Below are 20,458 nucleotides of genomic sequence, written 5' to 3' on the forward strand. Positions count from 1 at the left end.
CTCGCCCGCTTACAGGCGCTCTTCCAGCCAGGAGTGAACGGATTGCAGCGCCGCCGGCACCGCCTCAGGCTGGGTACCACCCGCCTGGGCCATGTCGGGACGACCACCGCCCTTGCCACCCACCTGCTGGGCCACCAGATTGACCAGCTCACCAGCTTTGACCTTGCCGGTCAGATCATTGGTCACGCCCGCGATCAGGTTGACCTTGCCATCACTGCTGGTTGCCAGCAGCACGACACCGGATTTCATCTGGTTCTTCAGCTCGTCCAGCATGCCGCGCAGGGATTTGGGGTCGACCCCTTCCAGGGCGGCAACCAGCACCTTCTGGCCATTGATGTCGATGACCTGACTCAGCAGGTCGTTACCCGCCTGCGCCGCCAGCTTGGCCTTGAGCTGTTCCAGCTCGCGCTCCATCATCTTGGCCTTGTCCAGTACCTGGCGCACCTTGTCGGCGATGGAGAACTGATCGCCCTTCACCAACGCGGCGGCCTCTTCGATCTGTTCACCCAGCTGGTGCATCAGATCGATGGCGCTCTTGCCGGTGACCGCTTCGATACGACGCACGCCAGCCGCGATGCCGCTCTCGGCGATGATCTTGAAGAAGCCGATGTCACCGGTGCGCTTGGCGTGAGTACCGCCGCACAGCTCGGTGGAGTAGTCGCCCATGCGTACCACACGCACATCGTCTTCATATTTCTCGCCAAACAGCGCCATAGCACCGGCTGACTTGGCCTCTTCCAGCCCCATCAGCTGGGTGGCCACCTCGTGGTTGGCACGGATCTGGGCGTTGACGAGCTCCTCGATCCGGCGAATGGTCGCCATGGTCAGCCCTTCGAAGTGGGAGAAGTCGAAGCGCATGCGCTCGGCGCCCACCAGGGATCCTTTCTGGGTCACGTGCTCACCCAGCGCCTGGCGCAAGGCCGCGTGCAGCAGGTGAGTCACGGAGTGGTTAAGGGCGATGGCCTGACGACGGTCGCCATCGACCACGGCCTCGACCTCGGCTCCCTTCTCCAGGGTACCCAGTTCCAGATAGCCCTTGTGGATGATCGCCTTGCCCGCTTTCTGGGTGTCGGTGACGGCGAAGATGCCGTCATCCACCTTGAGGATGCCACTGTCACCCACCTGACCGCCGGACTCCGCATAGAAGGGGGTTTCCGCCAGCACGATTACTGCCTCTTCCCCGGCGATGAGGCCATTGACCTCGACACCATCCTTGTAGATACCGACCACCTGGGTGTTCTGGCTCAGCTGCTTGTAACCGGTAAAGGGAGTCTCGAAATCGAGCTTCAGCACGTCGTTGTAGTTCACGCCGAAACTGGAAGCCTCTTTCGCGCGGGCGCGCTGCTTCTCCATCTCGGCCTTGAAGCCCTCTTCGTCGATGCCGATCTCGCGCTCGCGCACCACGTCGGCGGTCAGGTCGGCCGGGAAGCCGTATGTGTCATAGAGCTTGAACACCACTTCACCCGGGATCACCTTGGCATCACCGAGGTTGGCCAGGGCGTCTTCCAGCAGCAGCAGACCTCTGTCCAGCGTGCGGACGAACTGCTCCTCCTCGATACGCAACACTCGCTCGACCAGCGGCAGCTGGGCGATCAGTTCCGCCGCCACATCCTTCATCTGCACGGCCAGCTCGGCAGCCAGCTTGTAGAAGAAGACGTCGGTAGCACCCAGCTTGCGGCCGTGACGCACGGCGCGGCGGATGATGCGGCGCAGCACGTAGCCGCGACCTTCATTGGAGGGCATGACACCGTCAGCCACCAGGAAGGCGCAGGAACGGATGTGGTCCGCGATGACGCGCAGGGACTGGTTGCTCAGATCCGTGGTGCCGACAATCTCGGCCGCCTTCTTGATCAACGCCTGGAAGATGTCGATCTCATAGTTGGAGTGCACCCCCTGCATGATGGCGGAGATACGCTCCAGACCCATGCCGGTATCCACGGACGGACGGGGCAGCGGCTCCATGGTGCCGTCAGCCTGACGGTTGAACTGCATGAAGACCACGTTCCAGATCTCGATGAAGCGGTCGCCATCCTCTTCCGGTGAACCGGGAGGGCCACCCCAGATGTGATCGCCGTGGTCGTAGAAGATCTCGGTGCAGGGACCGCATGGGCCGGTATCGCCCATAGCCCAGAAGTTGTCGGATGCATAAGGAGCACCCTTGTTGTCACCGATGCGCACGATGCGATCGGCCGGCACGCCGACCTCTTTTTCCCAGATGTCGAAGGCTTCGTCGTCAGTCGCGTAGACGGTCACCAGCAGGCGCTCTTTGGGCAGCTTGAGGGTACCGGTCAGGAATTCCCATGCAAACCGGATGGCGTCCTGTTTGAAGTAGTCACCGAAGCTGAAGTTGCCCAGCATCTCGAAGAAGGTGTGGTGACGGGCGGTATAGCCGACGTTTTCCAGGTCATTGTGCTTGCCGCCAGCCCGCACGCAACGCTGGGCCGTGGTGGCACGATGATAGGCACGCTTGTCGGCGCCAAGGAACACGTCCTTGAACTGGTTCATCCCTGCGTTGGTGAACAGCAGGGTCGGATCGTTGTGCGGTACCAGCGAGCTGGAAGAGACAACCTGGTGTCCCTGGGTGCGGAAATACTCGAGAAACGCAGCGCGAATCTCTGACGTGGACATGTACATGGAAAATCCTGCTTGATTCGAATACGGACTTTTAACCGCATTAATGTAAGTTTTCTGCAGGGTAAAGTAAAACGTGGGGACCCTTGGCGGGTGAAATAGCCCCCAAGGGGCCAGCGTTTGGCAGCAGCACCCGCAAGGACGTCACAACAGGGGGGCTTCGGGATGCCTCGCTCGACCACAGGGCCGCCATCGACAGACTCGGCGAAGGGCTGATATTCCCCACCAGCCGCACCGCACACCAGTTGCTATAGGTGTTCAACCTTGGCGCGCCACTATTGCTCACCTTGCATGGCTGAGAGGGCGTAACGGGCTTGTTCCTGGGTAAAACCACGCCCCATCAGATATTTGAGCCACTTCATGCGCAGTTTGAAGTCGGCAAGGTCGGTCGCCTTTGCCCGACGCGACAACAACGCAAGCGCCAGTTCGAACCAGTCGAGCTCGGGTTGATCCAGGGCAGCCTCGATCTGGGTGTCATCCAGCCCCTTGCGGCGCAGATCGAAGCGGATCCTGAGCGGACCATGGCCTTTGGCCGCACCAACCCGCACCGCCATGGCACCGTAACGATCGTCATTGACCCAGCCATAGCCACGGCAATGGTCGAGTACAACGGCGACCACCTCCTCCTCGAATCCCTTCTGACGCAGGCGTCTGGCCAGCTCCGACTCGGCACTCTCGCGACGGGCCAGACTGCGCATGGCGTAGGCACGGGCGGCCGCCAGCTGCTCTTCAAAGGTCAATTCGACGGGCTCGCCCGTTTCGTTCACAGATTCATCCGCCATAAACAACAAGGCCGGGTATCAACCCGGCCTTTCCTCATTCCTTATTCGAACTCTTGTTCGTTTTCGGCTTCAAACTCGTCGTATTCGGCAGCCGTGGCCTTCTCTTCCACCGGCGCGGCGCCGGAGAGCAGCAGCTCGCGCAGCTTCACTTCCACCTCGGCAGCCAGTGCCTTGTTTTCGGAGAAGAGCTTCATCACGTTGGCTTTGCCCTGGCCGATCTTCTCGCCGTTGTAGCTGTACCAGGCGCCCGCCTTGTCGATCAGCTTGTGCTTGACGCCGAGATCCACCAGCTCGCCCTCCTTGGAGATACCGGCACCATAGAAGATCTGGAACTCAGCCTGCTTGAAGGGTGGCGCCACCTTGTTCTTGACGACCTTGACGCGGGTTTCGTTGCCGACCACCTCGTCCCCTTCCTTGATGGCGCCGGTACGACGGATGTCAAGGCGCACGGAGGCGTAAAACTTCAGAGCGTTACCACCGGTGGTGGTCTCCGGGCTGCCGAACATGACGCCAATCTTCATCCGGATCTGGTTGATGAAGATGCACAGGCAGTTGGCGTTCTTGATGTTGGCGGTCAATTTACGCAGCGCCTGGGACATCAGTCGGGCCTGCAGGCCGACGTGGGAGTCACCCATTTCGCCTTCGATTTCCGCTTTCGGGGTCAGGGCCGCCACGGAGTCGACGATGATGACGTCGACGGCATTGGAGCGCACCAGCATGTCGCAAATCTCCAGTGCCTGTTCACCGGTATCCGGCTGGGAGATGAGCAGGTCGTCGACGTTGACGCCCAGCTTGGCGGCATAGATAGGATCCAGTGCGTGCTCCGCATCGACGAAGGCACAGGTTTTGCCCTTCTTCTGGGCTTCGGCGATCACCTGCAGGGTCAGCGTAGTTTTACCGGAGGATTCCGGACCGTAGATCTCGACGATACGACCGCACGGCAGACCACCGATCCCCAGCGCCACGTCCAGAGAGAGAGAGCCGGTGGAGATGGCTTCGATATCCATGGTCTTGCTGTCGCCCAGACGCATGATGGAGCCTTTGCCAAACTGCTTTTCGATCTGGCCCAGCGCAGCCGCCAGTGCCTTCTGTTTGTTCTGATCCATGCCAATCTCCGCTGGGAATCGTGAGTAAGAAGTGAAGTTGGGCTAAGTATACTGTTTATGCATACAGTATCAAGCCCAATTTATTTGAGCAGTGCCAGGAGTCCGGACAAGGCCTGTCTGACCGCCTGCTGGCGCACCTGATGGCGATCCCCATCGAAACGGGCAAGCAGGGAGTGGTGACGACCGGTACGATCTGCCCAGGCAAACCAGACAGTGCCGACCGGTTTCTCCTCGCTGCCACCACCAGGCCCGGCGATACCGCTGATGGCCACGCAGATACCCGCATCGGAGCGAGCCAGGCAGCCCCGGGTCATCTCCAGCACCACGGGTTCGCTGACGGCGCCGTGGCGCAACAGGCTGTCGATGCTGACACCGAGCATCTGCTGTTTGGCTTCGTTGGTGTAGGTCACGAAACCGCGATCGAACCAGGCCGAGCTGCCGGCAGTATCCGTGATGGCAGTGGCAACCCCGCCGCCGGTGCAGGATTCCGCCGTGGCGGCAAGCCAGCCTCTGACCAGCAGTGCCTCGCCCAGTTCCCGGGATAAGCGGGAGATCTCTGCTTCAAGTCCCATCATCGCGTCCTCTTGCGGCCTCTTCCAGGCGAAATATGGCGCTCATTATGCAGTTGCCCCGCTCCTCGGGCAACCGACCCCGGGGCCACTGCGTCAGCAAGTTGTCGTCGCTTAAGCTCCAGTACATGGCTGCTCGTTATCATGTTCCAACACCGCCATGCATGCGGTTTCCATCCCATCAGACCAAGGAGAAAGCCGGATGAAGCATCCGTTCAACGTCGCCATGACAGCCCTCGCAATGTGTATCGCCACCCATGCCTTTGCCACCGAGGGCACCGCCGAGCTGCAGAGCGAGACCTCCCTGGCCCAGGAGCTGAACCTCTCCAGCGCCCAGGTGGAGCAGATCAAGGGGCTGCGCGAGCAGGCCACCAGGGAGCTGGGCTCAATCAAGCTCGACGCAATCGGCCAGGACGTCATCGTCAACATGATCAAGTCCGGCAAATGGGATGAAGTGGCGGCGAGAAAGCAGTTGCAGACCATCAGCGACGTACAGGCCGAGGCCCGCTACCATCGCGCCCACTACCTCTTCGAGGTGAGCCGGGTGCTGACACCCGAGCAGAAAGCCAAACTGCACGAGATGCTGAGCGGCGACGAAGCCATGTACTGAGGGCGACACTCTCCCCGTCTCTCCCATCCCCGCATCCGTGCGGGGATGCTATTTCTCCTCCCCCATGCCTCTTCTGGGCCAGGCTCCCCCCAGGCCACTCTGGTCAGCATGATCCGGATGCACAGATCCGCGACGGGATGCCGGCTTTGCCCCCAAGACGGAGATTCCTCCTCACCATCTTGCCTCGAGCATGTAGAATGGCCCCCAGATTCAGACCCATGACGGCAGACGTTTGCCCGCAAGAGCACCTTCTGGAATAGCACATGACAGCACAATACCAAGCGCCAGGCGCCAACTTGAGCGCCCACACCCCCATGATGCAGCAGTATCTGACTCTCAAGGCCGAGAACCCGGAGATCCTGCTGTTCTATCGCATGGGTGACTTCTACGAGCTCTTCTACGACGACGCCCGCAAGGCCTCCCAGCTGCTCGACATCTCCCTGACCAAGCGCGGCCAGTCGGCCGGCAGTCCCATCCCGATGGCCGGGGTGCCCTATCACGCCATCGAGGGGTATCTCGCCAAGCTGGTACAGCTCGGCGAATCGGCCGCCATCTGCGAGCAGGTGGGGGATCCCGCCACCAGCAAGGGGCCGGTGGAACGCAAGGTCATTCGCATCATCACCCCGGGTACCGTCTCCGACGAGGCGCTGCTCAGCGAGCGGCAGGACAACCTGATCGCCGCCGTCTACCACGATGGCCGCCGCTTCGGTTACGGCACCATGGACATCGGCTCCGGACGCTTCTTCATCAACCAGTTCGAGAAAGAAGAGACCCTGCTGGCGGAGCTGCAACGCACCAATCCGGCGGAGCTGCTCTACCCCGAATCGTTCGCCTTCCTGCACCATGTCGAGGGTCGCCGCGGTCTGCGCCGCCGCCCGGAGTGGGAGTTCGAGCTCGGCACCGCCCGCAAGCTCTTGTGCCAGCAGTTCGGCACCCAGGATCTGGTGGGCTTTGGGGTCGAGCAGAGCGAGACCGCCCTGTGCGCCGCCGGCTGCCTGATGCAGTACGTGAAAGACACCCAGCGCACCGCCCTGCCCCACATTCGCAGCGTGCGCCTGGAGCAGCCCGACCATGCGGTCATCATGGATGCCGCCACCCGCCGCAATCTGGAGCTGACCCAGAATCTGGCCGGCGGTCACGACAATACCCTCTCCGCCGTGCTCGATTGCACCGCCACGCCGATGGGCAGCCGCCTGCTCAAGCGCTGGATCCACCAGCCGATCCGCGATCGGGTGATCCTCAAAGGTCGCCAGAGCACCATCAAGGAGCTCATCGAGCAGAACCTTTACGACGAGCTGGGCGGATTGCTGCGCCAGGTCGGCGACGTGGAGCGGGTGCTGGCCCGCCTCGCCCTGCGCTCGGCCCGCCCGCGCGATCTGACCCGATTGCGGCAGGCTTTTGCTCAGCTGCCCGAGTTGCAGCGTCTGCTGGCGGAAAGCGAGCACGAGGCGGTGCAGCAGCTGCGCGAGCGGGCGAGCACCTTCCCCGAGCTGTTCGACCTGCTGGAGCGTGCCGTGATGGAGGTGCCGCCGGTGCTCATCCGCGATGGCGGCGTCATCCGTGAAGGGTTCAATCAGGAGCTGGACGAGCTGCGGGATCTGGCCAATGGCGCCACCGCCAGCCTGGCCCGCATTGAGGAGCGGGAGAAGGCGCTCACCGGCATCAACACCCTCAAGGTGGGCTACAACAAGGTGCACGGCTTCTATATCGAGGTGAGCCGCGCCAACAGCCACCTGGTGCCGGCCCACTACATCCGCCGCCAGACGCTGAAAAACAACGAGCGCTACATCATCGATGAGCTGAAGAAGTACGAGGACAAGGTGCTCACCGCCCAGGCCCAGGCGCTGGCGCTGGAAAAACGTCTCTACGAAGAGCTGCTCGACGCCCTGCTGCCCCACCTCGGCGATCTGCAGGAGTCTGCTGCCGCACTGGCGGAGCTGGACGTGCTGGCCAACCTGGCCGAGCGGGCAGAGACCCTCGACTATCGCTGCCCCACCCTCATCAACGAGGATCAGATCCTCATCGAGGCGGGCCGCCATCCGGTGGTGGAGCAGGTGATGACCGACCCCTTTATCGCCAACCCGATACGGCTGGAGCGGGAGCGGCGGATGTTGATCATCACAGGCCCCAACATGGGCGGTAAATCCACCTACATGCGCCAGACTGCGCTCATCGTGCTGCTGGCCCATATCGGTGCCTTCGTGCCCGCCGACAGCGCCCGCATCGGCCCCATCGACCGCATCTTCACCCGTATCGGGGCGTCGGATGATCTCGCCTCCGGCCGCTCCACCTTTATGGTGGAGATGACCGAAACCGCCAATATCCTCAACAACGCCACCGCCCGCAGTCTGGTGCTGATGGACGAAATTGGCCGCGGCACCAGCACCTACGACGGCCTCTCGCTGGCCTGGGCCTGCGCCGAGCAGCTGGCAAGCAAGATTGGCGCCTACACCCTGTTCGCCACTCACTACTTCGAGCTGACCCGCCTGCCCGAGCTGATGAGCGGGCTGGCCAACGTCCACCTGGATGCGGTGGAGCACGGCGACACCATCGCCTTCATGCACGCGGTGCAGGAAGGTGCGGCCAGCCGCTCCTACGGCCTGCAGGTAGCGGCGCTGGCCGGGGTGCCGAAATCGGTGATCCACCAGGCCCGCCACAAACTGCATGAGCTGGAGAGTGCCACTCCGGTGGCCGCCGGCGAAAGCCGTCCGGCTCCGGTCACTCTCGCCCCGCAACCCCATCCTGTGGTGGAGGAGCTGGCAGCAGTACGCCCGGACGAGCTGACCCCGCGCCAGGCCCTTGACCTGCTCTATCGACTCAAGCAGATGCTGTAGCTACCGACCGCCGAACAGGCATGAAAAAGGGGAACCGCGAGGTTCCCCTTTCGTTTGACCGAACCTGTCATCAGCCCGGACCGATGCGATCCATCAGGCTCAGATTGACCGACCCCGGATGGCGCTTGAGCTTCTGCCTGTATTCGAACTGGTGCTGGCTCTCCTGTTTGAGCCCCTGCATCAGGGAGTAGCACATGGCCAGCATGATGACCGAGAAGGGCAGCGCGGCGATGATGCTGGCGGCCTGCAGGGCGGCAAGTCCGCCGGAGACCAGCAGAATGGCCGCGACCAGCCCCTGCCCCAGCCCCCAGATGGCGCGGTGCAGCACGGGGGGATCCTGATCGCCGATGGAGAGCAGCGTCGTAATCACGAGCGTGCCCGAGTCGCTGGAGGTGATGAAGTAGGTGCAGATAAGCAGGGTCAGCACCCCCTTGGCAATCCAGCCGAAGGTCTCCCAGTGCAGCAGTTCCACCGTCTTGTAGAGCGCCATGGTGACATCCTGATTGACCGCTTCCACTACGCCGCCGCCACCGAACAGCTCCAGGTTCATGGCAGTCCCGCCGAACACGGTGAGCCAGAGCATGCCGAGCAGGGAGGGCACCAGCAGAACACCGAGCACGAATTCACGGATCGTGCGGCCCTTGGAGATGCGCGCGATGAACATGCCGACAAAGGGGGCCCACGCAATCCACCAGCCCCAGTAGAACGCGGTCCAGCTAGACTGCCAGGCCGAGGTACCGTTGGCTTCGGTATTGGTCCAGAAGCTCAGCTTGACGATGTTCTGCAGGTAATCACCGATGTTCTGCACATAGGCGTTGAGGATGTAGGTGGTCGGCCCCAGCACCAGGAAGAGGCCCAGCACGAACACGCTCAACCAGATATTGAGTTCGGAGAGAATCTTCACCCCGCGCCCAACACCGGAGATGGCCGACAGGGTGGCAATCAGGCTGATGCCACCGATGAGCCAGAGCTGGTTCGCTTGTGACACGCCCATGCCGAACATCTGGTTGAGGCCGGTGTTCATCTGGGAGACTCCCAGCCCAAGGGAGGTCGCCACCCCGAACACGGTACCGAACACCGCCAGCACGTCGGCGGCATGGCCCCAGAAGCCGTAGATGCGATCGCCAAGAATGGGATAGAGCACGGAGCGGATGGCCAGCGGCAACTTGCGCCGGTAGCTGAAGAAGGCCAGCGACAGGCCGACGATCACATAGATGGCCCAGGGGTGCAGACCCCAGTGGAAGAAGGTGAGGCGCATGGCGATCTGGGCCGCTTCCGGCGTCATGCCTTCGGTGATGAAGGGGTTGCCCTGCAGGTGATACATGGGCTCGGCGATGCTCCAGAACACCAGGCCTATGCCCATGCCTGCGCTGAACAGCATGGAGAACCAGGCAAAGTAGCCAAACTCCGGTACCTGGTCGTCGTCGCCCAGCCGGATGCTCCCAAAGCGGCTGAACATCAAGTAGACGGCGAAGAACAGGAACAGGGCGACCACCAGGATGTAATACCACTTGAAGCCAGCAATGATGGTGTCCTTGGCCCCGGTAAACCAGGTGCCTGCGGTATCCGGATCAAAGACGCCGAACAGCAGGAAGAGGGTCACGACGGTGAGGGCCGTCATGGCCATGGTGGGATTGAGGCCTTTCAAAAGCCCTTTGGTTGCTCGCATCGGGCCTCCTTAGTCGTTGTTGAAAAAGTCTTCACCCACGTGATCGCCGGCACCGCCGATGGCGCGATAGGCCAGACGACCTGCCACCTGCTCACGGTGATCCACCAGGGTCACCGACGGCTGGCCGTTCACTGCGTGGCGTTTGCCAAGGAAGATCGCCATCGGCACCCCCAGATTGGAGACACCGCTGGTGATCCAGAGGCGGTTGAAGTCATAGGAGCCACCGATGAACTCCAGCTGTGCCAGTCCATTGTCCAGACCCGCCAGATAGAAGTTCATGGCACTCTCGTCGGGGAAGAGGTGAACCAGCACATAGGCATAGCGCAACTCATTGACCAACTCCTTTAGACTGAAAGAACCTGTATTGCTGCAAGAGAGCGGCAGCTCACCATCGTAGTGGTGTACCTTGAGGTTGTTGGGGTCCTCGTCATAGGCAGGTTGATAACGCACAAATGCTGCGGTATCCGGCAGTTCATAGCGAACTCTGACCACACGCAGGTCGGCAACCAGGGACTTGATATCCAGGTCGTCATGCATGATTTCACTCCTCAAATATCGGGTTGGAATGGGGCAATTGTCCGATAACCTAACACAATATTCATTAGAGCTAAAACCATTACATCAAAAACCATATTGACCTTGTTATGGATTAGGCGGAGAATTTCGCGCCTCTCCACAGCCCTGCGATGACCCAGACCCCATGGAAAAACATGATGAAGTGCTGATCGCCCTGCGCCAGATCATCCGTGCCATCGACATGCACTCCAAGCGCTTGATCAAGGAGGCCGGCCTGACCTCGCCTCAGCTCCTGCTGCTCAAGGGGATCGACGAGCTTGGCCAGATCTCCATGCGCCAGCTGGCGGATCACACCAACATGAGCCAGGCCACCGCCACCACCATCATGGACCGGCTGGAGAGCCGCCAGCTGGTGCAGCGCATTCGCAGCGAAACCGACAAACGCAAGGTGCATGCGACGCTCACTGACGCGGGACGCGCCCTGCTTGCCCAGGCTCCAACCCCCTTGCAGGAGAGTTTCATTCAACGCTTTCAGGCACTGGAGAACTGGGAGCAGGGGTTGTTGCTCTCATCCCTGCAACGCATCTCCGCCATGATGAATGCCGACGGCATCGATGCCGCCCCCGTGCTGAGTGTCAGCCCCCTGACTGAAGAGCGGGCCTGAACCGCAGCCATAAAAAAAGCTCCCGACCGGGAGCTTTTTTTATGGGCAGTACGCGATGGCGTTACGCCTCCAGGCTGATGCCGATGTTGGAGACGCCGTCCTGGGCCGCGAAGGCGCGGATGGCAAGGATGCGGTCGCTGTCCCGTTCATGGGCCACCCGTTTGAGCAGTTCGACCTGGAACTCCAGCTCCGCTTCCATGTACTCGTGCTCATAGAGCTCATCATCGCTGAGATCCCGCTCTTCCAGCATCTCGATGAAGCCGGCGACCGTGCCGACAGACGCATGGCTGGCGTCGTTGGCCTCTTCCCCCACCCGGCAGATCACCGAGTTGTAGGCACAACCCAGCGCCACGCAGGCGTCCAGTGCCGGATAGGCGCCGTAGGATTCAAACTTGCAGGGATCGGGAATGTAGACTTCAAACGCTTCCAGAATGGCACCAAGATTGACGCGGGATCCCTTGACCGTCAGGTAGTTCCACATCTGATCCAGCGCGTGACGGAATGCCCTCGCATCCCCGAAACCGGAGGCCTGGGTAAAGAGCACATAGTTGGGGTACATGCGCTCTGCCAGCGCCAGGGTATAGACGGTTTGCTGCCAGGGCTGCAGCTCGGCCAGTCGCTTATAAAACTTGTCACCAAACACTGGAGTCGGATCCTTTGCAAAATGTGGGGCAGATTGTAGCCCACGAGGGCCCCGTCTAAAAATGAAAAAGCGCCCTGCTCGACTATCTTGCCCGATCAACTGGGGTAAGATGGAGACAGCATCCCTCTCGCCTTGCCATAAACACGATAAGGAACAAGAGTATGAGCCAACGTACCCTGCTGCTGTTGAGTCAGGACAACAGCCACTATGAACGCCTGCTCAAGGCGGCCCATCTTCCCCATCTGCACATTCTTCGGGCCGACAATCAGGCCGAGGCCGAACAGCTTATCGGCGACGCTCATATCCTGATGGCCGAGCCAGCCCGGGCCAAGCCGCTGCTGACCAAGGCCGGCAAGCTAAGCTGGCTCCAGTCGACTTATGCCGGAGTCGACGTGCTGCTGGACGCCAGTTGCCGCCGCGACTACCTGCTCACCAATGTCCGCGGCATCTTCGGCCCCTTGATGAGCGAGTATGTGTTCGGCCATCTGCTCAGCCTGACCCGCCAGTTGCCACTCTATCGCGAGCAGCAGCAACAGGGCGTCTGGCAGAGCCATCCCTATCAGGGCTTGAAGGGAAAGACGCTGCTGCTGCTCGGCACCGGCAGCATCGGGCAGCATATCGCCCACACCGGCAAGCATTTTGGCATGAGGGTGCTCGGCATCAGTCACAGTGGCCGTGAGCGTGCCGGGTTCGATCAGGTGTACCAGTTGCCGGCACTCAACAAGATGCTGGCCCAGGCCGATGTCATCGTCAGCGTGCTGCCCGCCACCCGCGAGACACGCCATCTCTTCACCGCCGAACGCTTCAGCCACTGCAAACCGGGCGCCATCTTCTTCAACGTCGGCAGGGGCAATGCCGTCCATGAGGGGGAGCTGCTGGCGGCACTGCAAGCCGGCAAGCCCGCTATGGCGGTGCTCGATGTGTTCGAGCAGGAACCTCTGCCCGCTGACAGCCCGCTCTGGCACCAGCCCAATCTCATCGTGACGCCCCACAACAGCGCCTACAGCTTCCCGGAAGATGTGGCCCAGATCTTCATCCGCAACTACATCCGCTTCATCGATGGTCAGCAGCTGGACGGCCGGATCGACTTTGACAAGGGTTATTGAAGCCGTTCTGCAATGAAAAGGCCCCGCCAGTTGGCGGGGCCTTTTTCGTCAGGAGGGCGCCGTTCAGCCCGCCTCCATCTCTTTGCGGTAGCTCTTCACCTTGGCGAGGAACTGACGCTTGTCCTTGCCGGAGAGCGGCTCCGCCATCGGCAGCTTGATCTTCATGGGATCCACCGGCCGGTTGTTGATGCGTACTTCGTAGTGCAGGTGAGCACCGGTGGAACGGCCCGTGTTGCCGGAGAGGGCTATCTTGTCGCCCATTTTCACCTTCTGCCCGGGTTTCACCAGCAGCTTGCTCAGGTGCAGGTAACGGGTCATCAGGGTACGACCGTGCTTGATCACGACATAGGTGCCTGCCAGCGGGTGGCTGGTTGCCTTGAGGACCACACCGTCACCGGTCGCCATGATGGGCGTGCCTACTGGCAGGGCAAAGTCGGTCCCCTCATGGGGCCGGACCTGCCCGGTAATGGGATGACGGCGATTCGGGTTGAAACTGGAGCTGACCCGGTAACGGCTGTGAGTCGGATAACGGCGGAAGCCGCGCTCCAGGCTGTTTGCCTGACCGTCATAATAGTTGCCATCTTCCGACAACCAGGCTGACACGGCCTTGCCTTGACTGAACACCTCGACCCCCAGCAACTGGGTATTGCCCGTACTCTTGCCCTCGACCGTCTCCTGGCGGACCAGCACCTTGAACTTGTCACCCTTTTTCAAATCCTTGGCGAAGTTGAGGCGCCACTGGAACAGGTTGGCAATTTTCTGGATGTGGTTGGCCGGGATCCCGGCATTGCGGGCGCTGACGTAGAAGCTGCCGTTGATGACACCGTCATAGCTCTTCTGCTGCCACTCCACCTCTTCATTGAGCATGTTGGCGCTATAGGTGTCGTCGGTACGCTCCAGCACCAGGGTCTGCTTGATGTTCAGGCGGATCTTCAGCTGCTGCAGAATGTTGTCCTGATCGATCAGCAACTCGATGGTCTGACCGGGTTTGAGACGCGCCAGGTTGTTCTTGGCATCCGCATCCAGCACCTTGTAGAGGGTGGTGGTGGACAGCCCCAGGTTGTTGAAGATGGTGGTCAGATTCTCGCCGTTGCGCACCCGGTAATCCTGCCATTGAGGCGTGGCATCGGCCGGGATGTCGTCTTCGGGAGCAGCTGACTCGACCAGCTCGTGATCCGGAATGTCGTTGAAGTCGGTGTTGTCTTCGTTGGTTGCGGTGCCCGTGGTGGCGATCGGCAACTCCAGACGCAGTGGCCGCTCCAGGATGTCACCGGGAGCTGGCAATACGGCTACTGCTGACAGCGTCATGGCCGTGAGCAATAGCATGGCATAGAAATGCTTGCGGGGAACCGGGGGTTCCCAATTGGCAGCCTGAGCTACCAAGGGACGGAGACGTTTCATCCGCTATCCTGTTATTAGATCTAAGGGTGGTGGTTGTGGGTCTGTTTTTATGAGTTTTTATTATGAAAACCGAATATCTGGCTTTTAGACCTAAATACTTACAAAAAGTTCATAGCTCCATGCACGAAACTCACATTTTATGCATAACCTTCCAGCATGGGCAGAAATGATCGTCATTTTCAGCCATTTTTTTCTATTTTTAAGAACCAAGTCCGGTTGTGGTGCTCTCCGGCCCAGAAAATGTTGCAAAAACATCTCCATGGAGTGGGTATGTCATTGGCAAAATTGTTAAATGTAATCATCCTAATCCTCTTCACCATCGGCGCCGCGCTGCTGCTCGTGCTGGAGATCACCACGGTACGACAGTCTATTCTCGACCAGATGTCGGCCAACCTTGAAACCGCCATCACCGCGCTGGGGCTGGTGCTGCAGGGTACCTTGCTCAACGATGACAAGGTCCTTGCCGAGACCATAGTGAACGCCATGTTCGACGGAGGTTTCGTCAACTCCGTCGTCCTGCTGGATCCGGATGGCCAGGTGCTGTTCCAGAAGGTGTTCCACACCGCACAGCAAAATATTCCAGGCTGGCTCCCCTCTGTTATCGACATGCCGCCGGTTAAAATTGAGCAGGAGTTGACCGACGGCTGGCGTATTCTCGGTACCCTCACGCTCGAGGGGCACAAGGGTTACGCCTACCAGCATCTGTGGAACGCCATCAGTCGTACCGGGCTCGCGTTGCTCGTCGGCCTGCTGGTGTTCAGCCTGGTGATCACCTGGGTGTGCCGCCGCCTGCTGCGCCCCCTCGAACAAGTCAGTCTGCAACTGACCCGGATCCGCAAACGCCAGTTCAGCGGCAACCTGCCAACCCCGTGGCTTCGCGAATTGCAGGAAGTCGTCGTCTCCATCAACCAGCTGGTCTCTGAACGCAAGCGGGACCTGCTGCAACAACGGCTCAAGATCACCCAGCTTGGCAAGCACGACGCTCTCCCGACCCACCAGAAGCTCGTTGGGCTGGTCGACACCGATGGCAATACCTATCAGCAGCATTTCTTCTCCACTCAGGGGAGTATCAGGCTCTACAGCCGCCTGTTACCCAAGCACCCCCCCACCACGGACAGCTCGCCGGATGAAATTCGGGCGCTGCTCAACGACTGGCTGACCCAGAAGGCGGAAGGGCTCCAGCTACCTCTCAGCCTGCTCGGCCATCCAGACTGGGCGCAGTTTGCCCACGTGCTGGCCAGCGCTCGTGGCAAGACGCTGGACTGGCGCTGGGATCTGGCTATCTTCCCTCCCCTGGCCGAGGAGCGACTGACTGCACTCCAGTCCCAGGGGATTGAGCTGGCGTTCAGCAATATCCCGATGAACAACGACAATCTGGCCAGACTCGACCCCATCAGACCCGTCTTCATCAGTTGCCAGCTCACCCAGTCCCCCCTTTATTGGAACCTGCTCTCCCAATGCCTCCATGCTTCCGGCTACACCTTGCTGGCGGAAGCCGGCGACGTAAGCGATGTGGACATGCTGCGCAGTTGGGGCATCGATGGTTATGCCACTCAGGAGAATGCATCATGAGGATCCCGCTGCTGCTGCTCGCCCTGCTGTGGCAACCGACCCTGCACGCGACCACCATGACCATAGGCACAGGGGGGGAGCAAGGCATCTATTACCAGGTCATCAAGGAGTTCTGCAGACTGGCCAAAAAAAGTGACCCCACGATGCCCTGCAAACTACAGGCCAGCTCCGGGTCCATCGAAAATCTCCGCCAGCTGAAAACGGGAGAGGTACCCTATGCGCTCGTCCAGTCCGACTGGCTCTATCAGGCCAGCCAGGGCACCGGGCCTTTCGCTGCCCAGCCACAACCCGAGCTGAGGGCGCTCTTTGCCACCCACGCCGAACCTTTCACCATAGTGGTGCGAGCCGATGGGGATATCACCACCCTGGAGCAGCTCAAGCTGGCCCCCATCGACATGGGCCTGAAGAGTTCAGGGACTCGTCAAACGGCATTGGCCCTGTTCAATGTTCTGGGCGCAAAGGAGCAGGATCTCGATTTGAAGAGCGTCGCCAATCTCTCCGAAGCGTTGTGCAATAAACAGATCGATGCCTATGGCCTTGTCATGGGTCATCCCAACCGCATCGTGCTGGACACCGCCAAGCGCTGCGCCGTGCGCTTCCTGGCGATCGAGGGGCCCGTAAGGGACCAGCTGCTCAAAGGGGTCAGGTATTACCAGCGCAGCCAGGTGCCGGCACGCATCTACCCGGGCAACCTCAAGGCAACCCCCACCTTCGCCATCGCCGCCACCCTGGTGACCAATGCCGCCACTCCCGATGACGAGGTCTATCGGCTGACCCGGGCCATGCTGAGCCAGCAAACCAGTTTCAACGAACAGACCTATGGCTATGCGAACCTGTTTCACAAGGCGCGCAACAAAATAGGCCCGGTGCTGAGTGTCGAACAGCATCCGGGCGCGGGAAAATATTTCGAGGAGTTGAAGGCGGCGGGCAAGTTATAGCTGGCGACGGGGGGAGCGCAGATGCTCGCTGGAGAACCGGCTCTGCATCGAGGTCCACTGGGCCAGGCGATCGGCACTCCCCGCCAGGGTTCCCTCGCGGCGGGATTTCATGATCCAGATGCTTTTGGCATCGAAACTGTAAACCGGCTGCAGATCATTGCGCTTGCTCCCCGGCAGGATGCGGCCATTGATGTTGTCCAGCACCAGGGGATCTGACTTGATGGTCGGGAAGTACAACGTCACCATGTGGAACTGGTTGTAACGAATTGCCTTCACATAGGCCAGCCGCAGCTTCTTCTCGTCGACCCCCAGCTCCATCAGGGTATAGTACTTGGCGATGCTGTAGTCCTCGCAATCCCCTCCTCTCGCCCCGATGAACTCCAGCGGATTGGCCCAATAATCATCATCCCCCCACAGTCTGGGATCCTCGCTGTAGGTCAGGTTGTTGAAGTAGTTGTTCACCAGCTCCAGCTTCTGCTGGTCCGTCGTTCCGGCCCTTGGCGTCAGCAGACGAGAGAAGGCCTCGGACCGCTGGATCGCTCTGGCGCCATAGACCGCCTGCATTTTTGCCCTGAGTTCCGGGCTGGCGATGTGTTCGGAAAGACCGGATGCCTGTATGCCGGATCCCAGCAGGGTCAGCGTGCAGGCAGAGACGAGCAACCATTTCATGACTGACACTCCATATCAGATGCTGGAGGTCAGTATAGTTGGCCGCGCCGCCTCTATCGTCAATGTCGGGCAAGGCCTAGCGGCACTGGGCGAAGGCGTCCGCCAATTGCTGCATGAATTGCGGATAACCGTCCGGACCGAGCGGCACCTGCTCGCCGACTTCGTCCAGCAGCAGCACCTTGGCCCCGGTATTGCGGGCAACCGACTCGATCACCGCCGGGGAGAACTGCGGCTCGGCGTAGATGCAGCTCGCCTTTTTCTCTTCCAGCGCCTTGCGGATATCAATCAGCGTCTTGGCTCCCGGGCGACGCTCCGGGCTCACGGTGAAGTGTCCCTTGGAGCTCATGCCGTAGTGACGCTCCCAGTATCCATAGGCTTCGTGGAACACGAAGTAGCCCTTCTGATCCACCGCCTCCATCTGCACGGCGATCACCTTGTCCAGGGCGTTCACCTTGCCCTCGAAGGCCGCGAGATTGGCGGCATAGCGCGCCTGGTTGGCAGGGTCCAGCTTGCCCAGTTCGGTTGCAATCGCCTTGGCAATCACCTTGGCCTGGGTTGGACCCAGCCAGATGTGGGGATCCACCCCTTCGTGGTGGTGCCCTTCATGGCCCTCGTCGTGCGAGCCGTGGTCGTGGGCGGCATGGTCATGATCCTTGTCATCATGGTGATGATCGTCATGCTCCCCCTGGGTCGCATAGTTGTACAGCGACATGCCGGGAACCTGGGTCAGGGTCAATACATGAGGATGCCGGGCAAGGGGTTTGGCCATGAAGCCTTCCAGCTCCGGACCGACCCACACCACCAGATCGGCCTCGTTGATGCTGCGAATATCGGAAGGGCGCAGGGAAAAATCGTGGGGCGACGCGCCGGTGGGCAGCAGCACCCCGGGCTCGCTCACGCCATCGGTGATCGCCGCCGCGATGAAGCCCAGGGGTTTGATGGTGGTCAGCACCTCAAGGGCACGGACAGGCAGACTCACCGCCATCAGGGCAGTGATCAGAGCAAGAATTCGCATAGAGGTCTCGTCAGGGAGTATGTGTGTGATAATATAACAAACCAACATCGCTGTTATATTATAACTCTCACAGGCTGTAAACCCCGGAGCTGTCATGACCCAACTGGTGGAGCTGAAAGAGGTCTGTCTCTCATTTGACGGACGACTCGTGCTCGACAAGGTCTCCTTTACCCTGAACAAAGGCAAAATCACCACCCTGGTCGGCCCCAACGGGGCGGGCAAGAGCACTCTGAGCAAGCTGGTGCTGGGCTTGCTCCGCCCAGATTCGGGGGACATCGTCCGCCGCCGCGATCTGCGGGTCGGCTATGTACCCCAGCGCCTCTATCTGGACCCCACCCTCCCCCTGACGGTGCGCCGCTTCCTGCAGCTTGGCAAGAACAGCCGCCTCTCCATCGAGGAGGCGCTCAATCGGGTCGGCGCCCAGGATCTGCTGGATAACCGGATGCAAAAGCTCTCCGGTGGCGAGATGCAGCGGGTACTGCTGGCCCGCGCCCTGCTGGTCAAACCCGAGCTGCTGGTGCTGGACGAACCGGTGCAAGGGGTAGATATCACGGGCCAGATCGAGCTCTATGCCCTCATCAGCCAGCTGGCCGCCGAGTTCCACTGCGCCGTGCTGATGGTCTCCCACGATCTGCACCTGGTGATGGCCAGCACTCACGAGGTGATCTGCCTCAATCGCCACGTCTGCTGCCACGGCGAGCCACAGAGCGTGGCCCGCCACCCGGAATTTGCCCGCCTGTTCGGGCGACCGGAGCGGGAGGTGCTGGCGGTCTATACCCACCATCACCACTGCGATGGCGAACACCATCATCATGAACCGCAGGCCCCCGTCATCCGCCTGCCCTCTCGCAACAACTAGGATCTTCACGTGGACAGCTTTCTGTTATACGCCCTCGCGGCCGGACTCGGCATCGCCCTGCTGGCCGGGCCCCTGGGCAGCTTCGTGGTGTGGCGCAAGATGGCCTATTTTGGCGACACCCTCTCCCATGCCTGCCTCTTCGGCATTGCCCTCGGCATCCTGCTGCAGGTGGACCTCACCCTGGCGGTCGTGGTCTGCTGCCTCGCCATGGCAATGCTGCTGGTCATCATGAGCCGCAACCAGCAGGTCGCCACCGACACCCTGCTCGGCATTCTGGCCCACAGCGCTCTGTCGCTGGGTCTGGTCACCCTGAGCTTCATGGACAACGTGCGGGTGGATCTGATGGCCTACCTGTTTGGCGACCTGCTCTCGGTGCAGCCCATGGACCTGCTCTGGATCTACGGCGGCGGCGCCCTGGTGCTGCTCACCCTGTGGCGGCTCTGGGACCCCCTGCTCTCCATGACCATCTCGGAAGAGCTGGCCCGGGTGGAAGGGGTGCGGGTGGATGTGCTGCGCTGCGTGCTGATGCTGCTGATAGGCCTGGTCATCGCCGTGGCCATGAAGTTCGTCGGGGCGCTCATCATCACCTCCTTGCTGATCATTCCCGCCGCCACCGCCCGTCGCTTCAGCCAGACCCCGGAGCAGATGGCCGGCTTTGCCGCCCTGACAGGCTGTCTCGCCGTGCTGGGGGGCCTTGCCCTCTCCTGGTATCAGGACACCCCGGCCGGTCCCTCGGTCGTAGTCTGCGCCACCACCCTCTTTGTACTGAGCCAGTTCAAGCGCACCTGACCCGCTCCTGATGGCCCTGGTCTCGCCAGTGCCATCAGGCCTCCCGAATCAGACACCTTCGTCGTGGGCTGTGCCGTCCATTCTG

General features: G+C 60.9%; 18 protein-coding genes. 8 read left to right on the forward strand and 10 right to left on the reverse strand.

Translation table 11 applies throughout. The features are described from left to right. Nucleotides 1-9 precede the first annotated feature (9 nt). From alaS to pncC, 4 genes are all read right to left on the reverse strand, one after another. Nucleotides 10-2,634: an alanine--tRNA ligase gene (alaS, locus tag BN1120_RS04730; RefSeq protein ID WP_041212325.1), complete on the reverse strand. Its 2,625-nt coding sequence runs from the start codon at nt 2,632-2,634 to the stop codon at nt 10-12. 272 nt (nt 2,635-2,906) lie between these two features. Further along, nucleotides 2,907-3,413 carry a regulatory protein RecX gene (locus tag BN1120_RS04735; protein ID WP_042014949.1) on the reverse strand — a complete coding sequence of 169 codons (507 nt, stop codon included), beginning with the start codon at nt 3,411-3,413 and terminating at the stop codon, nt 2,907-2,909. A 41-nt stretch (nt 3,414-3,454) separates the two neighbouring features. Next, the gene (gene recA, locus BN1120_RS04740; RefSeq protein ID WP_010672819.1) at nt 3,455-4,519 is read right to left on the reverse strand and encodes a recombinase RecA; all 1,065 of its coding nucleotides are present in this window, start codon (nt 4,517-4,519) and stop codon (nt 3,455-3,457) included. A gap of 80 nt (nt 4,520-4,599) precedes the next feature. Beyond that, on the reverse strand, nt 4,600-5,091 hold the full coding sequence (gene pncC, locus BN1120_RS04745; RefSeq protein WP_042014980.1) for a nicotinamide-nucleotide amidase: 492 nt from the start codon (nt 5,089-5,091) through the stop codon (nt 4,600-4,602). Nucleotides 5,092-5,290: 199 nt separating this feature from the next. On the opposite strand from pncC, the gene BN1120_RS04750 reads away from it, so the two are divergent. Both BN1120_RS04750 and mutS read left to right on the forward strand, forming a co-directional pair. Further along, nucleotides 5,291-5,698 carry a Spy/CpxP family protein refolding chaperone gene (locus tag BN1120_RS04750; protein WP_039040926.1) on the forward strand — a complete coding sequence of 136 codons (408 nt, stop codon included), beginning with the start codon at nt 5,291-5,293 and terminating at the stop codon, nt 5,696-5,698. A gap of 263 nt (nt 5,699-5,961) precedes the next feature. Then, nucleotides 5,962-8,532 carry a DNA mismatch repair protein MutS gene (gene mutS, locus BN1120_RS04755; protein ID WP_042014950.1) on the forward strand — a complete coding sequence of 857 codons (2,571 nt, stop codon included), beginning with the start codon at nt 5,962-5,964 and terminating at the stop codon, nt 8,530-8,532. 70 nt (nt 8,533-8,602) lie between these two features. Here mutS and BN1120_RS04760 read toward each other — a convergent pair whose 3' ends face one another. Beyond that, nucleotides 8,603-10,201: a BCCT family transporter gene (locus tag BN1120_RS04760; RefSeq protein ID WP_010672815.1), complete on the reverse strand. Its 1,599-nt coding sequence runs from the start codon at nt 10,199-10,201 to the stop codon at nt 8,603-8,605. Between the two features lie 9 nt (nt 10,202-10,210). Then, on the reverse strand, nt 10,211-10,738 hold the full coding sequence (locus tag BN1120_RS04765) for a hypothetical protein (RefSeq protein ID WP_010672814.1): 528 nt from the start codon (nt 10,736-10,738) through the stop codon (nt 10,211-10,213). 163 nt (nt 10,739-10,901) lie between these two features. Here BN1120_RS04765 and BN1120_RS04770 point away from each other — a divergent pair, with 163 nt between their 5' ends. After that, entirely contained in the window at nt 10,902-11,381 is a 480-nt protein-coding gene (locus tag BN1120_RS04770; protein ID WP_010672813.1) for a MarR family winged helix-turn-helix transcriptional regulator, read from the forward strand. A gap of 61 nt (nt 11,382-11,442) precedes the next feature. Here BN1120_RS04770 and BN1120_RS04775 read toward each other — a convergent pair whose 3' ends face one another. Then, entirely contained in the window at nt 11,443-12,024 is a 582-nt protein-coding gene (locus BN1120_RS04775) for a YjaG family protein (RefSeq protein ID WP_042014951.1), read from the reverse strand. Between the two features lie 161 nt (nt 12,025-12,185). Here BN1120_RS04775 and BN1120_RS04780 point away from each other — a divergent pair, with 161 nt between their 5' ends. Continuing rightward, entirely contained in the window at nt 12,186-13,130 is a 945-nt protein-coding gene (locus BN1120_RS04780) for a D-2-hydroxyacid dehydrogenase (protein WP_010672810.1), read from the forward strand. 63 nt (nt 13,131-13,193) lie between these two features. Here the strand turns inward: BN1120_RS04780 and mepM are convergent, their stop codons facing one another. Next, on the reverse strand, nt 13,194-14,531 hold the full coding sequence (gene mepM, locus BN1120_RS04785; RefSeq protein ID WP_010672809.1) for a murein DD-endopeptidase MepM: 1,338 nt from the start codon (nt 14,529-14,531) through the stop codon (nt 13,194-13,196). Between the two features lie 270 nt (nt 14,532-14,801). Here mepM and BN1120_RS04790 point away from each other — a divergent pair, with 270 nt between their 5' ends. Beyond that, complete coding sequence (locus tag BN1120_RS04790; protein WP_042014952.1) at nt 14,802-16,103, forward strand: LapD/MoxY N-terminal periplasmic domain-containing protein; 1,302 nt, start codon at nt 14,802-14,804, stop codon at nt 16,101-16,103. Continuing rightward, complete coding sequence (locus BN1120_RS04795) at nt 16,100-17,041, forward strand: TAXI family TRAP transporter solute-binding subunit (protein WP_042014953.1); 942 nt, start codon at nt 16,100-16,102, stop codon at nt 17,039-17,041. The genes BN1120_RS04790 and BN1120_RS04795 overlap by 4 nt, the downstream gene beginning before the upstream one ends. On the opposite strand, the gene BN1120_RS04800 is transcribed toward BN1120_RS04795, so the two are convergent. Together BN1120_RS04800 and znuA are read right to left on the reverse strand one after the other, a co-directional pair. Further along, the gene (locus tag BN1120_RS04800; protein ID WP_041212317.1) at nt 17,036-17,710 is read right to left on the reverse strand and encodes a transglutaminase-like cysteine peptidase; all 675 of its coding nucleotides are present in this window, start codon (nt 17,708-17,710) and stop codon (nt 17,036-17,038) included. The two genes, BN1120_RS04795 and BN1120_RS04800, sit on opposite strands and share 6 nt — an antisense overlap. A gap of 76 nt (nt 17,711-17,786) precedes the next feature. Beyond that, on the reverse strand, nt 17,787-18,725 hold the full coding sequence (gene znuA, locus BN1120_RS04805; protein WP_010672805.1) for a zinc ABC transporter substrate-binding protein ZnuA: 939 nt from the start codon (nt 18,723-18,725) through the stop codon (nt 17,787-17,789). A 94-nt stretch (nt 18,726-18,819) separates the two neighbouring features. Between znuA and znuC the strand changes: the two genes are divergently transcribed. Together znuC and znuB are read left to right on the forward strand one after the other, a co-directional pair. Then, nucleotides 18,820-19,584 (forward strand): zinc ABC transporter ATP-binding protein ZnuC, encoded by a 765-nt coding sequence (gene znuC, locus BN1120_RS04810; RefSeq protein WP_010672804.1) that lies wholly within the window; start codon nt 18,820-18,822, stop codon nt 19,582-19,584. A gap of 9 nt (nt 19,585-19,593) precedes the next feature. Then, the gene (gene znuB / locus BN1120_RS04815; RefSeq protein WP_010672803.1) at nt 19,594-20,373 is read left to right on the forward strand and encodes a zinc ABC transporter permease subunit ZnuB; all 780 of its coding nucleotides are present in this window, start codon (nt 19,594-19,596) and stop codon (nt 20,371-20,373) included. Nucleotides 20,374-20,458 lie beyond the last annotated feature (85 nt).

The organism is Aeromonas caviae (assembly GCF_000819785.1).
GTDB lineage: Bacteria > Pseudomonadota > Gammaproteobacteria > Enterobacterales > Aeromonadaceae > Aeromonas > Aeromonas caviae.